This window comes from Fibrobacter sp. UWOV1 (assembly GCF_900142495.1).
Lineage (GTDB): Bacteria > Fibrobacterota > Fibrobacteria > Fibrobacterales > Fibrobacteraceae > Fibrobacter.
Genome location: NZ_FRBA01000004.1, coordinates 115,090 through 129,543, shown reverse-complemented (window position 1 = coordinate 129,543; position 14,454 = coordinate 115,090). Strand labels below are relative to the sequence as shown.

Here is a 14,454-nt window from a genome sequence, read left to right as displayed (position 1 = left end):
TGAATCCTTTGTTCCACAACCCAACTAAACAATATGTCTCAAAATCTCAAATTCGGTACCGCTGAAGATCTCGCTGAAATCCTCGCCGCTCAGGGCGAATGCAGCCCCGACTTCCGTAAGCAGAACGCTGACGTTTACGCCGGCATGGATTGCCTCGAACAAGGCAAGCTCGTCACTGGTAAGATTAGCCAGGTGAACGACCAGGAAGTCCTGATCGACGTGAACTACAAGTCCGAAGGTGTCATTGACCGTGCTGAATTCAAGGACACGGACTCCCTCGAAATCGGTTCCGAAATCGAAGTGTTTGTCGAAAAGCTTGAAGATGAAGACGGACGTCTCATCCTTTCGAAGCAGAAGGCCGACTTCGTGCGCGTGTGGGATCGCATCCACGCTGCATTCGAAAACAACGAAGTCGTGCGCGGTACGCTCACGAAGCGTATCAAGGGCGGTGTGGTTGTCGACCTGTTCGGCATCGACGCCTTCCTCCCGGGTTCCCAGATCGACCTCCGTCAGATCCCGGACATCAACGCCCTCATCGGTCAGGAATACGACCTCAAGGTTATCAAGGTCAACAAGGCTCGCCGCAACATCGTCGTGTCTCGCCGCGTCGTTCTCGAAGAAGAACGCAACAAGCAGCGTGGCGACGTGCTCGAAACCCTCGAAAAGGGTCAGGTCCGCAAGGGTATCGTCAAGAACATCACCGACTTCGGTGCATTCATTGACCTCGGCGGTGTAGACGGCCTCCTCCACATCACCGACATGAGCTACAAGCGCATCAACCACCCGACCGAAATGCTCCAGCTCGGCCAGGAAGTCGAAGTCATGGTTCTCGACTTCAACGACAAGAAGGAACGCATCTCTCTCGGCATGAAGCAGCTTAAGCCGCATCCGTGGAAGGACATCGCCGAACGTTATCCGGAAGGCGCTATCGTTAAGGGTAAGGTTGTTTCCATCACCGATTACGGTGCATTCGTTGAACTGGATAGCGGCGTCGAAGGCCTCATCCACGTTTCCGAAATGTCCTGGACTCAGCATGTCAAGCACCCGTCCAAGATCCTCTCCGTGGGTCAGGAAGTCGAAGCTGTCGTGCTCAAGGTTGAAGAAGATGCAGAACGCATCTCTCTCGGCATGAAGCAGCTCGAATCCGATCCGTGGGATTCTATCGAAACCGAACTTCCGCCGGGTGCCCGCGTGGTTGGTGAAATCCGCAACATCGCATCCTTCGGCGCCTTCGTCGAAATCAAGGAAGGTGTTGATGGCCTCATCCACGTTTCCGACATGTCCTGGACCAAGAAGATCACCCACCCGAACGAAATGGTCAAGAAGGGTGACAAGGTTGAATGCGTCGTGCTCGCCGTCGATAAGGAAAAGCGTCGTATTTCCCTCTCCATGAAGCACCTCACCGAAGACCCGTGGGATACCATCGATTCCACCTACCCGGTGAACAGCGAAGTGAAGGGCAAGATCGTCCGTATGCTCGACCGCGGCGTCGTGGTTGAACTCAACGACGGTATCGAAGGCTTCATCCCGGTCTCCAAGCTCACCGCTGAATACATCAAGGTTCCGGCCGATGCATTCAAGGTTGGCGACGAAGTTCCGGCTGTCGTGACCGAAATCGATCAGAACAACCGTAAGATCTTCCTCTCTGTGGTTGACTACTTCAAGAACCGTGAATCCGCCGAGCTCAAGGCTTGGATGGACTCTCACAAGCCGGGCGAATCTGGCACCACCATCGGTGAAGCTACCGCCCCGAAGAAGAAGTCTTCCAAGAAGAAGGCTGACGCTGAAGCCGAAGCTTAATTTAGTAGGCAGTTGGCAGTAGACAGTAGGCAGGAATAGTAAGGCGACTACGTCGCAATTATTAGAACTTCCTACTTCTAACTTCTTACTGACAACTTTAAAAAACTCCTGTGGGTAAAACCACGGGAGTTTTTTATTGTATAATGTAGGATGTGGAATGAAAAATCAGTCATTACACATTTCACACTACACATCTCACATTTTTTCTATCTTAGGGGGCATGAATCTCGCTGGAAAGAAAATCTTGCTCGGAGTCTCGGGCGGCATCGCCGTGTACAAGAGCTGCGAGCTACTGCGCCTGTTGCAAAAGAAGGGCGCAGAAGTACGCGTGTGCATGACCGATGCGGCGACAGAATTCGTGGCACCACTGACTTTTGCAAGCCTTAGCAAGTGCCCCGTGTATCTAAAGAACGGCGCCGTCGAAGCGCGCCCTTTCCAGCATATTGATTTTCCTCGTTGGGCGGACCTTTACCTGGTTGTGCCTGCGACCGCAAATGTCATCGGGAAATTCGCCTGCGGTATCGCCGACGACCCGGTGAGCCTCTGCTTTATGAGCTGCACGTGCCCGCGCGTGATTGCACCGGCGATGAATGTGGCCATGTACAACTCCCCCGCCGTTAGACGCAACCTCGAGATTTTGCGCGGCTTTGAAAACACGACCGTGCTGGAATCGCCCGCGGGAGAACTCGCCTGCGGTGAAGTCGGACAAGGCCGCCTGATGGAACCTGCAGAAATTGTGGATTATTTAGAGGCCAGCGACGTTAAATTCCGAACTCCGAATTCAGAATTCCGAATTGAACCGCCGGCAATCCCCGTTGCAAAAGACATTGACCCGACGAAGGATTCTACACTTCCCGGCTACGGCAAGAAGGTGCTGTTGACGGCGGGCCGCACCGAAGAAGCAATCGATCCGGTGCGCTATATCAGCAATCGCAGTAGCGGAAAGACTGCGGTGGCACTTGCCTCGGTGTTCTACGCCAACGGCTTCGAAGTCGAAGTCGTCGCAGGCCCGATGGAGGCGGCGTTCCCGGGCGGCGTGAAAGTGACCCGCGTGCAAAGCGCCCGGGACATGCACGACGCCGTGATGGAACGGTTAGATTCTGCGGACGCCGTCGTGCATTGCGCGGCGGTAGCGGACTACCGCCCCGCCCACGCCGCCGACGAGAAAATCAAGGATAGCCGCAGCCAGCTGACGATTGAACTTGTACCGAATCCGAATATTCTACGCGACTGCACTGCCGCCCGCAAGGCTCGCACCGATTCCACATCGGGAACCGCCGCGCATAAGCAGGTAATTGTCGGATTCGCACTTGAGACCGATCACTTCGAAGAACACGCCGCAGAAAAACTTGAAAAGAGCGGAGCCGACGCACTTCTGTTAAATGCGCCCGTGGCCGCTGATTCCGGCTTCGGCCGCGACTGCGTGCGCTTCGCCCTGGTGGAAAAGGGGAGTCCCGTTCCACCGCTCGCCATGGGCGAGAAGGTCGATTTGGCCGAGACGATTTTGAACTTTTGCCTGGAGCGCCTGAATGGCTGACGAATTTGACTTTAGCGAACTGCGCAACTACCTTTCAGGACAAATCGACCTGGGCGAAGCGGAACTTCTGCTAGACGAACCGTGGACACTCACGCGCAAGCCCGCTGTTCCTGGTGCGCCTGCAGCGCGCCCAGCTGCCCCTGTTCCCCCGCGCCCCGTTCCGCCGACTCCGACCGCAGCACCTGCGGCACGCCCGATGCCGCGCAACCTGCCGCCTCAATTTCCGAACAGTGCGCCCGCTTCTACAGCTCCGGAAGCCGCAAGCGCTCCGATTCCGCAGGCCCCGATTCCGGACACCACCGGATTTGCCCCCTCGCTCTTCGGCGCCGTCGACACCAAGGCCTCAGCAATTTCCGCTGCCAACATGCCGACGGCACGCACAGTCAAGCGCGCTACCCACGCCTTTGAATCCGCAGAATCCCTTGACGCATTCTACGAGTCCATCAAGGGCGAAGCCCTGTACGCCAAGGAAACAGCCCTCGCCCGCTACGTAGGCCCCGCGAAGCCGAAATTGCTTTTCCTGCTCCCCGCCATTAAAATGGCCGAGGCCGCAAACATTTCGGCCACAAGCACCGACGCCTTCTTCGGAACTCCCGTCGGGCAGATGCTTTCGCGCCTGTTCGCAAGCCTCTCCATCGAGCAGAAGGACATCGGCATCACCTATTTCTTCAAGTCCACCGAACTCCCGCTCGCGCCGCTTCTCGAAGCCGCGCTCCGCAAGATGCTTACCAAGGAACTCAGCTTTATTCAGCCCGAAATCATGGTCACCTTCGGGCAACCACTGTTCTATCAGGTGTTCGGCAAGGGCAAGAATTTCGACGACAACGCCGGCACCGCCATGGATTTCTCAGGTACCAAGAGTGTCGCTCTCGTGGACCCCTACCTCATGGTGAACGACAAGCAAATGAAATGGCTCACCTGGAAGGTTCACATCCCACGCAGTGGGCTTTTCACCATCGCCGCAAAATAGTTACACTTCAATCAGCGTTGCCACAAGGCAGCTGTCTTTAGTGTGGCCAGAGCCCACAAAGTCAATGTCCTGCGACTTGTTCCAAAGCGTTTTGGCGTTCGAGTGAACAGATGCCACCGCAGCGAGCGCATCGCGCGAAAACTTGGACAAATTAAATTCGCTGTAGTTGGAGCTCACCATAAAGAGGCCGCCCTTGTTCAGAAGCGTGGCGCAGTCGGCCACCAACGGCATCAGGTGTTCACGCACATTGAAGTTCTTGCCCTTGAAGCGGGCAAAACTCGGCGGGTCCAAAACGATGGCATCAAACTTGAGGCCCTTCTTTTGCGCCCAGTGAACGTATTCAACGGCATTGCCTCTGAAGAATTCGCCCTGCTTGGGTTCAAGGCCGTTGAGGGCGTAGTTTTCGCGGCCCTTGTCCAGAATCTTCGCGCTGATGTCGGCATTCGTCGAAATCTCTGCACCGCCTAAGCGGCCGTGCACCGAGAAGGCGCAAGTGTAGCTGAACAAGTTGAGCATACGGCGGTCGGCCGCACGCTCGCCCATCTCCAGGCGAATATGACGCATGTCCAGGAACAGCCCCGGATTCACCGTGTCGAGCAAATCGATGTGAAATTTCGCTGAACCTTCGCGGACTACACCTACAGAATCTTCCGCGCACCCCACCGCCACTTCCATCGGTGGGTTCTCCAGCGACTTGCCGGAACGCGAAAGGCGTTCCTTTACAACGAGGCAAACCGGCGCGAACTTTTCTGCGACGGCGGCAACGACAGCATTTTTTTCGCGGAGCAATTCATCACCGAAAAACTGAATCTGGTAACGGTCACCGAACTTGTCGAGCGTCATACCGGGGAAACCGTCCGGAGCCCCGTTCACAATGCGGAAAGCCTCGGTAACCCCTAGCAAAGGAGCACGTCTTTTATAAGCAGCATCTAGTTTTTCGGCAAAACTCATAAGCAATGATTTTGATTACAAATGTGAGATGTGGGATGTGGAATTACTCATCTCACACTTCACATTACACATTATACATTATTTATTAATCCTGCTCCATAGATCCTTCGACTTCGGGCTTCGCCCTACGCTCAGGATGACACTTCGTGTCACTTGTCCATGCTCTTGATCTGGTCCACGAACTCGCCGACTTCCTTGAATTCGCGGTAAATCGAGGCAAAGCGCACGTAAGCGACGGCATCGAGTTTCTTGAGTTCCTGCATCACCAGGTTGCCAATCTGCTCATAGCTGACTTCGAAGTTTTCAGTCACGGTCAAGGCGTTTTCCACGTTGGTCGCGAGCTGTTCTATGTCAGCAACAGAAACCGGACGTTTCTTGCAGGAGTTCATGATACCGCGCAGCAGCTTTTCGCGCTGGAACGGTTCATGTTCACCGCTGCGCTTGATTACGGTCAGCGGCTGAAGTTCGATGTATTCACGAGTGGTAAAGCGCTTGCCGCATTCGCAGCATTCACGACGGCGACGAATGGACGAACCGCTCACGCGGCTATCCACCACCTTGTCGTTATCTTTCTTGCAGAACGGGCAAATCATCTCTTTAATTATGATTTCAGAATTCGGATTTCAGAGTTAAAACTAATTAAATTCCGAATTCAGAATTCCGAAATCCGAATTATTAATTGTTCTTCTTAAATTCCTCGACGTTTGCCTTGAATTCAGCGAGGTATTCCTTCGCAGCAGCCACAACAGCTTCCGGAGTGTAACCGAATTCCTTTTCGAGCACTGCTGCCGGAGCGGAAGCGCCAAAGCGTTCGAGACCGGAGACCTTGCCGAAGCCACCCACGACCTGGGCGAACAGAAGCGGAAGGCCGCTGGACTTTGCGAACACCGGAGTCCAAGGAACGATGATGGAATCGCGGTATGCCTTGTCCTGAGCCATGAAGAGGGCCGGGCTGATCATGGAGACCACGCGAACCTTGAGACCTTCGCCACGGAGGATTTCGGCGGCGTCGTGAGTCAGGAGCACGTCGGAACCGTTAGACACGAAGGTCAGGTCCGGGCGTGCGGAACCGCAATTGTCGCTCACGATGTAGGCACCCTTGCGGCAAGCCTTGGAAGCTTCGTAGCGCTTGTCACCGGGGAGCGTCTTCACGTTCTGGCGGGTAAGGATAATCGCTGTCGGGCGATCGATGTTTTCAAAAGCCATTTCCCAGGCGGTCACGGTTTCGAAGGCGTCGGCCGGGCGGAGCACCAACATTTCAGACTTGCCGTCTTCGCGCTTGAGGCCTTCGAGCAAACGGATCTGGGTTTCGTGTTCAATCGGCTGGTGCGTCGGGCCGTCTTCGCCCACGCGGAAGCTGTCATGCGTGTACATGAACTTGACCGGGAGCTTCATGAGGGCAGCCATACGAATCGCCGGCTTCATGAAGTCGCTGAACACGAAGAACGTGGCACAAATCGGATAGAGGCCGCCGTGCAAAGCGATACCGCAGCAGATGGCGCCCATGGTCAGTTCGGCAACGCCCACCTGAACGAAGGCGCCCTTGAAGTCGCCTGCGCGGAAGATGCCGGTCTTGTTGAGGAAGGCCTGGGTGTTGTCGGAGTTGGAAAGGTCAGCGGAGCTGCAGATGCAGTTCTTCACGTTTTCGGCGAGGTAGCCGAGCACAGTACCGGAAGTCACGCGGGTAGCGACACCTTCCTTGAGTTCGAGCTTGGAAAGGTCAATCTTCGGAGCCTTGCCCGAGAGCCATTCCTTGAGGGTGGCGGCCTTTTCCGGATTAGCGGCATCCCAAGCGGCCTTGGCCTTCTTCCATTCGGCAACCTGCTTGCGGAGCTCTTCCTTACGGGCTTCGAAGCCAGCCTTCACGTCGTCAAAAATCTTGAATGCATCGGCCGGATCACCGCCGAGGTTCTTCACCGTTGCGTCGGTAGAAGCGCCTGCTGCATTGAGCGGCTGACCGTGAGTAGAAACGGCACCTTCGAAGCTCTTGCCGTCTTCGGCGATGGCACCCTTCGCCATGGTGGTGTGACCGATGATGATGGTCGGCTTTTCAGTTTCGGCCCAAGCGGCCTTGAAAGCCTTGCGGAGTTCTGCAATGTTGTGACCGTCTGCCACGTCAATCACGCGGAAGCCCCATGCTTCGTACTGACCAGCCAAGTCGTGGCTCATCACGTCTTCAACCTTGCAAGAGAGCTGCACCTGGTTCGCGTCATAGAAGAAAATGAGGTTCGAAAGCTTTAGGTGACCGGCAATACGGCCCACGCCGTAAGCGATTTCTTCTTCAAGGCCACCGTCAGACACGAGGCATACGACCTTGTGCTGCAAGATGTCGCCAAAGCGTTCGACCATGAAGCGTTCGGCAATCGCATTACCGAGGGCTACGGCATGACCGATACCGAGCGGACCCGAGGAGTTTTCGATGCCGAGGGCGACATCGACTTCGGGGTGGCCCGGCGTGCGGGAGCCGAGCTGGCGGAAATTCTTGAGGTCATCCATCGAGAGGTTGCCGAGCATGGCCAGTTCGCCGTACAGGAGCGCGGACATGTGTCCGGGATCCATAAAGAAGCGGTCGCGGGCTTCCCAGTAGGGGTTTTCGGGGTCAAAACGGAGAAATTCCGAATACAGGAGCGTAATGGCGTCTGCAGCGCCCATGGCTCCACCCGGATGTCCGGACTTTGCCTTCTGCACCATGGCAGCGGAAAGGATTCGAATGTTGTCAGCCGCTTTTGTAACCAACGCGTCTTGCACTTTTTTAACCTCTCTTTAGAATTAAGCGCCCCAAATTTAACTTTTTTTAGCCAATCTCTCAAGGTAAACCCACAGAAAACACCTTACAATCTCCTTATAATTAGTGAAAATGAGTGAAAAATGTTTTACCAAATCCGTGATAATATACGGCCGTTTTATATCTATTTTTGGGACAGGAAAAACAAAGGTCTCTTTATATGATAAAAAATATTTACAAAATAGCTTTAGTTACCTTGGCCGGCCTCATCGGAACAGCAAACGCTCTTGAGATTCGTCCGCTCACCGAAATTCTCTTCCCCACAAAAGTGAACCTCGCTTACGATAAGGGCGGCAACAAGGCTGACATCAAGTGGGAAACTGATCTTGTATTTATGATTGGCTCCGAAATCCTCGTCTCCCCCGAAAACATTCCTATCCGATTCGGTGGTGGCTTGGGCTATAAGAGCGCCCAGCAAAAGGGCAGCACCGTCGTAACGCCGGCAACCGTTCCTCTCTGGGGAACCATTTCGTACGATCCCATCAAGGACAAGTACGCCGTTTCTCCGTACATTGTCGCACGCGCCGGTACACTCGCTCCGCTTTCTAGCAACGGCAACTGGTGGGAACTCCCCCTCAACTTTGTCGTCCAGGGTGGTGTCGGTGTCATTTTGCCGTTCAACATCGGCCTCGAAGTCAACTACGACTACACTTCTCTCCTCAAGTCCTACAAGAGCATGGACACCAAGGTCAGGGCGTCGTCCGGCCGCGTAGGCGTTATGCTTTCTTACGGTTTCAACCTTTCTGGCGACAAGAAGCCGGCTGAAGAAAAATCCGAAAACCCCTACAGCATGGACGCTTTCCAGAACACTGAATCCAACGAACCGGAACCGCAGCAGGAAACCTCCGGTTTTGACTACTCCGGCGGAGCTTACGACTCTTCTGAACCGGACACCACGGCAACGACCTCTGAAACAGATTACGGCTACGGCGCCTCCGAAGAAACACCTTCCGAAGACACCACTGCCAGCGAATCTACGGAACCTGTAGCAGAAGAAACCCCGGCCGAAGAGCCTGCTACAGAAGAAGCTGCCGCAGAACCCGAAGCAGAGAGCGCTGCAGAACCGGAACCCGAACCGGCCGCAGAACCTGCTCCGGAACCGGAACCCAAGCCAGCTGTAAAAAAGAAGTCATCCAAGAAGTCTTCGAAGAAATCCAAGAAATCTTCCAAGAAATCTTCGAAGAAATCCAGCAAAAAGAGCAAAAAGAAGAAGTAATGCTCACACAAAAATGAAATCGGATTAATTCCAAACGAACTAGGCGCCCTTGGGCGCCTTCATTATTTATATTTATAAAATGAAAGCTTTCATTATTGGACTTTTGAAGAATCTCGCCCATCCGGGAACCATTATCGGCCTTGTCGTATCAATTGCAATTCCGTTCCTGATTTACCTGGGTCCCAATATCGGGCACAAAGATACCATCAAGAATCTTGACCTGTACCTGCCGCTCCCGCTATTTATCGTTCAGCTGATCGCTGCGGTTGTCATTTTTGCGCTCCTGCATAAGGATTTCAAGGAATGGATCAAGGGAATTCTCCCCGAAAAGAAGATTTCCATTTTGATGCTCGCCTTTACCGCCGCGATTACGATTTTCGCCGGCACCCAGATCGAGGCCCGCCACCGCGTGCAAAGCGACGAAAGCGTGTTCATGTCGGTTGCCCAGAACATGTATTACAACCAGGAATCGGGCACCTGCAACCAGGGATACTTCGATAACGGCAAACTGAATTGCGTCGGTAAGTCGAATAGTTTCAAGACAAAGGGCCTCGCCTTCCTTTACCTGCTCGGCATGCCGCTCCTGGGCAACAACCTGCACTGGATTTTCCACATGGAGCTCCTGATGCTCCCGCTTGCTGTGCTTCTAATGTTCCTCGCGATTGTCGCCTGGACAAGGATGCCGCTCCTCGCCTTCTTTGCCGCACTCCTTACAGCATTGCAGCCCACGGTGCTTTTCCAGTTCCGCGCCATGTCAGTGGAACCGCTCTACATTTTCCTTTCCGCCCTTTCGCTATTGATTTTCAAGTGGGCATTTGACCGCAATACTGTCAAGCACTGGGCGCTTCTCGCACTTTCGTTGGCATTCTTCGCGCAGACCCGCCAAGAGACCGTCTTCTGCCTATTCGCCTTCATCCTGTTCGCCCTGCCCAAACTTTTGGACAGCAAGAGCGCCAAGGCTCCCACCTTTTTTGTGACGCTTTCTCTGTTCTCGGTCCCGGCACTTTTGACCATCAGCTACTTCCAGGGCTTTGGTTTCCAGGGTGGAGAATTCGAGGCCCACGGCCACTTCCTAGAAGACCTCGCCCGCAACTGGACCGAAATGACCAAGCCGCTCACCAAGAACGGCGAGCTTGAAAACCCGTTTCTCACTTACTTTAATTACCTGTTCGTCATCGGTGCCATTTACCTGGTGGTCCGCGCCATTTGGGGCGCCAAGAAGAAGGAATACTTCTACCTTGAAATTCTCGCCTTCTTGCTCTTGTACCACATTCAGACATACGTGATTCTCGAAAACGTCTCGGGCGATTTCAGCATCCAAATCAACCAGCGCTACAGCTTGGTCATGCTGCCGTCGATGGCTTTTGTCGGCGCCCTCCCGGTAACCCACTTGGTAAAGCTGCTGATTGATTCCATGAGCGGCAAAGACGCCAAGCAGAATGCCATGACTGCCGCCCTGATTACGCTCGTTGCAGGCCTTATCTTTACCGGTTGGACCTTCCACTATAAAGAAGACTTCAACAAAAACATCATGTACAACCGCAACCACCTGACCATCGAAGAATACGAAATTCTGAGTTGGCTCAAGGAACAGCCGAAAAAGGAACGCATGTTCATATACGGCCGTCCCTGGCATTTTATCGGTTACGGCATTTCTTCGATTCATTACGACCGCGCCCGTCAAATGAGCTCCCTTGATCTCAAGAAACTCATCGACAAATACCAAGGCGAGGTCTACTACATTCGCGGCCTCGACTGTTGGGACAGCCAGACTTACCACAAGAAGGCGGTGGAACATCGCATTGCCACCACCTGCGACGTGTTTGAACGCGACATGGATTTGGAAGGCGTCAAGAACATTCTGATTACCAACAACTACTGGGTGCAAATCGCGAAGTTCAATGGGCGCAAGGAATTCAACCCGCAAAAAATTATTGCCGTAAGCGACCTCGAGTTGAGACCGGCCTCTGGAGATTCCCTCGCTGAACAATCGCTCTTCTACCGATTCAGCCTGAACGAGACCGCAGCCATTGCAAACCAGTGGGACTACACCATTCTTTTCGATGGCGACACCATTGCGCACAACACATACTCTAACGGAAGCTTTAGCGGAAGCATTGCTAAAGACAAGTTAAAGTCTGGCTACAACCAGATGGAATTCGTGGTGCAGAACCGCGAAAACGGCAAACTCATGGCCGACATCCAGAAATTCTACTTTAACAATGCCGAAGGCGCCATGCAACTGACCGAATTGCCTTACGTAAGCCACAAGCAAGCTTGGGGCAAGCTCCACAAGAACACCTCGCTCGAAGGCAACACGTTCAAGGTGGGCGGCAAGCTCTACAACGACGGCTTTGGCACACACGCCTCTTCCGAAACGGTATTCAATATCGAAGGCAAGTACAAGACTTTCAAGATGGGTTACGGCCTCGACGAAGAATCGCTCTGCAGCGATGGCGTCCAACTGCAAATCATTGCCGACGGAAACGTGATTCACGACAGTGGCCGATTCGCTCTGGGCAATTTAAAGGTTGCCGAAGTGAGCGTCGAAAACGTGAAAACACTTATCATCAAGACAAACTCTTACGAAGACATGGACTGCGACCATGTCGATATCATCAACCCCGCGCTTATTCCCTAGGTAAATCATGCTGTTATCTGTAATCATTCCTGTTTTTAACGAAGAAGAAATCGTCGCCGAAACCTACCGCGTTCTCGAAGAAGAACTCAAGGATATCGAGCACGAACTCATCTTTGTAAACGATGGTTCCAAGGACAAGACCCGCGAAATCGTAGAATCGCTTTTGCCCCAGAATCCGAACAACAAGATTATCAACTTCAGCCGCAATTTCGGTCACCAGGCTGCTTTCAGCGCGGGCCTCGATCATTCTACCGGCGATGCAGTTGTCATTATCGACGGCGACTTGCAGGACCCGCCGAGCCTGATTCACGAAATGCTCGAAAAGTGGCGCGAAGGTTACCAGGTGGTTTACGCACAACGCAACAAGCGCAAAGGCGAAACCATTTTCAAGCGCTTTACCGCCTTCTGCTTCTACCGCCTGATCGGCAAACTCACGAGCATCGACATTCCGCCTGATACCGGAGACTTCCGCCTCATGGACCGCTGCGTGGTGAATCAGCTCAAGAACTTGCCCGAGCGTAGCCGCTTCTTGCGCGGGCTCGTCTGCTGGGTCGGATTCAAGAAGATTGGCGTCAAGTACGACCGCGCCGAACGCACCGCAGGCACTTCCAAGTACCCGCTCAAAAAGATGGTGCGTCTCGCTCTCGACGGCATTACCGGATTCAGTTCCGCACCGCTCAAAATCAGTTTCTATGCAGGACTCTTCGCGACCATCGTCGGTCTCGGCGTTTTGATTTGGTCCATCCTCGAAAAATTCCTGAGCCCCGCCACGACGGTTCCCGGCTGGGCATCCCTCATGACCGCCATCGTTTTCTTTAGCGGCGTACAGCTGATGTCTATTGGCATTATGGGCGAATACATCGGCCGCATTTACGACGAAGTCAAGCAGCGTCCGCTTTACATTGAAGATAAGAAGTAAACAGTGATTAGTGATGAGGAATGTGAAATGAGAAATGCATGACGAAACATTTCACATTACACATTACACATTTCACATTGAAATTGATTGCAAGAAGTTAAAAGGTTTTTATGCGCAATAAATTATTCGTTATGAGTGCCGCTAGTGGCGCAGGCAAGACCACCCTCAAGGATTTGGTCATCAAGGATTTTCCGGACATCAAGTATTCTATTTCGGCCACCACGCGCAAGCCGCGCGAAGGCGAAGTCGACGGTGTTCATTATTTCTTCAAGACTAAAGAAGAATTCGAAAAGCTCATCAAGGAAGATGGCTTGATCGAATGGAACGAAGTCCACGGCAATTACTACGGTACGCCCAAGAGCTTTGTCGAGCATACTCTCGCCGAAGGCAACCGCGTGTTGTTCGACCTCGACGTTTTCGGCAAAGTGAATTTTGACAAGGTCTACCCCGACGCTACGGGCATTCTGATTTTGCCGCCGAGCGAAGAAGAACTTGAAAAGCGTCTTCGCGGACGCGGTACCGACAGCGAAGAAGTGATTCAGCTCCGCCTTGCAAACGCCAAGAAAGAAATGGAATTTGCAAAGACAAAGGGCAAGTACGAATACGTCATCATCAACGACGACTTGCAACGCGCCGCAGAAGAACTCAGAAACATCCTGAAGAAAAAAGACTAAACCTTGATGCTCGCTCTTTTGAGGCGATCATTCAAGGCCATGCCGACGCCGACATTCGGAATCGGGTCTACCAGAATCAAGTCGTACTTGGGGTCGTCCAAGTCGTGCATGTAGGCGTACAGCTTGGCTGTCGCCTCTAGCATATTGCCCGATTCCGACAGATTCAGCATCGCAGGAATCACGCCGGGGTGATTGCCGAAGGCAATCCGCACGCAGTGTTCCGGAAGCGTAAAGCCAGCAGGAATTTCACCATAGAGCAGCGGAACCTGCGGGCGGTAGTGCGTATCGCACTGCCCCGGCGCTAGCATAGCTTGCCCCGGCTTAGAGGTCGATTCCTTAATCTTCACATCACCGATGACTTTCGCAATCATTTCGGGCGTTACGGCTCCCGGCCTTAAAACCGTCGGCTCGCCCACCAGCGACACAATCGTACTTTCCACGCCCACGTCGCAGGGGCCACCATCCACGATGCCCGCAAGGCCGCGGTCGGCGAGCTGAGCTGCCACGTGTTCCGCTGTCGTCGGGCTCACATGCTTGAACAAGTTCGCGCTCGGAGCCGCAAGAGGCACGCCGGCCTTCCAGATAATCTCTTGCGCCACCGGGTGGCTCGGGAACCTCACCGCCACAGACGGGAGTCCGCTCGTACACAAATCCGGTATGCATTCCTTCTTGGGCAGAATCATCGTCATCGGGCCCGGCCAATAAGCCTTCGCCAGCGCATACGCCGCATCGGGAATATTTTCGGCAACATCAGCCAACTGCGAAATTTCGCAAATATGAACAATCAGCGGGTCAAAAGTCGGGCGTTCCTTAATCGCAAAAATCTGCGCCAGGGCCGACGGCAAATAAGCATTACCCGCAAGGCCGTAAACGGTCTCGGTCGGAATCGCAACCACCTGTCCGTCGTGGAGCAGGCGCGCGGCATCGTCAATACTTGTCCAAGGAGGAAATTGCATTTTCA

The 14,454-nt window shown here is 53.7% G+C and carries 11 protein-coding genes; 7 read left to right on the top strand and 4 right to left on the bottom strand.

What is annotated here, in order from left to right:
- The first annotated feature begins 33 nt into the window (after window positions 1-33).
- The 3 genes from rpsA (at window position 34) to BUC02_RS07600 (ending at window position 4,307) form a co-directional block, all read left to right on the top strand.
- Window positions 34-1,800 carry a 30S ribosomal protein S1 gene (rpsA, locus tag BUC02_RS07610; protein ID WP_073320897.1) on the top strand — a complete coding sequence of 589 codons (1,767 nt, stop codon included), beginning with the start codon at window positions 34-36 and terminating at the stop codon, window positions 1,798-1,800.
- 220 nt (window positions 1,801-2,020) lie between these two features.
- On the top strand, window positions 2,021-3,337 hold the full coding sequence (locus tag BUC02_RS07605) for a bifunctional phosphopantothenoylcysteine decarboxylase/phosphopantothenate synthase (RefSeq protein ID WP_073320894.1): 1,317 nt from the start codon (window positions 2,021-2,023) through the stop codon (window positions 3,335-3,337).
- A complete protein-coding gene (locus BUC02_RS07600) occupies window positions 3,330-4,307 on the top strand; it encodes a uracil-DNA glycosylase family protein (RefSeq protein WP_073320891.1) in 978 nt (325 codons plus the stop codon). The genes BUC02_RS07605 and BUC02_RS07600 overlap by 8 nt, the downstream gene beginning before the upstream one ends.
- Here the strand turns inward: BUC02_RS07600 and BUC02_RS07595 are convergent, their stop codons facing one another.
- From BUC02_RS07595 to BUC02_RS07585, 3 genes are all read right to left on the bottom strand, one after another.
- A complete protein-coding gene (locus tag BUC02_RS07595; RefSeq protein WP_073320889.1) occupies window positions 4,308-5,258 on the bottom strand; it encodes a class I SAM-dependent rRNA methyltransferase in 951 nt (316 codons plus the stop codon).
- 149 nt (window positions 5,259-5,407) lie between these two features.
- Entirely contained in the window at window positions 5,408-5,851 is a 444-nt protein-coding gene (gene nrdR / locus BUC02_RS07590; RefSeq protein WP_073320887.1) for a transcriptional regulator NrdR, read from the bottom strand.
- Between the two features lie 82 nt (window positions 5,852-5,933).
- Window positions 5,934-8,006, bottom strand: coding sequence for a transketolase family protein (locus tag BUC02_RS07585; RefSeq protein WP_073320885.1), 2,073 nt, complete (start codon window positions 8,004-8,006; stop codon window positions 5,934-5,936).
- 197 nt (window positions 8,007-8,203) lie between these two features.
- Between BUC02_RS07585 and BUC02_RS07580 the strand changes: the two genes are divergently transcribed.
- From BUC02_RS07580 to gmk, 4 genes are all read left to right on the top strand, one after another.
- Window positions 8,204-9,259, top strand: a complete 1,056-nt coding sequence (locus tag BUC02_RS07580; protein ID WP_139261063.1) for a hypothetical protein — start codon at window positions 8,204-8,206, stop codon at window positions 9,257-9,259.
- Window positions 9,260-9,338: 79 nt separating this feature from the next.
- Complete coding sequence (locus BUC02_RS07575; protein ID WP_073321205.1) at window positions 9,339-11,900, top strand: NPCBM/NEW2 domain-containing protein; 2,562 nt, start codon at window positions 9,339-9,341, stop codon at window positions 11,898-11,900.
- Window positions 11,901-11,907: 7 nt separating this feature from the next.
- Window positions 11,908-12,819 carry a glycosyltransferase family 2 protein gene (locus tag BUC02_RS07570; protein ID WP_073320882.1) on the top strand — a complete coding sequence of 304 codons (912 nt, stop codon included), beginning with the start codon at window positions 11,908-11,910 and terminating at the stop codon, window positions 12,817-12,819.
- A 110-nt stretch (window positions 12,820-12,929) separates the two neighbouring features.
- Window positions 12,930-13,493, top strand: a complete 564-nt coding sequence (gene gmk, locus BUC02_RS07565; protein WP_073320880.1) for a guanylate kinase — start codon at window positions 12,930-12,932, stop codon at window positions 13,491-13,493.
- Here gmk and BUC02_RS07560 read toward each other — a convergent pair.
- A complete protein-coding gene (locus BUC02_RS07560; RefSeq protein ID WP_073320878.1) occupies window positions 13,490-14,449 on the bottom strand; it encodes an L-threonylcarbamoyladenylate synthase in 960 nt (319 codons plus the stop codon). The genes gmk and BUC02_RS07560 overlap by 4 nt on opposite strands.
- Window positions 14,450-14,454: the final 5 nt, after the last annotated feature.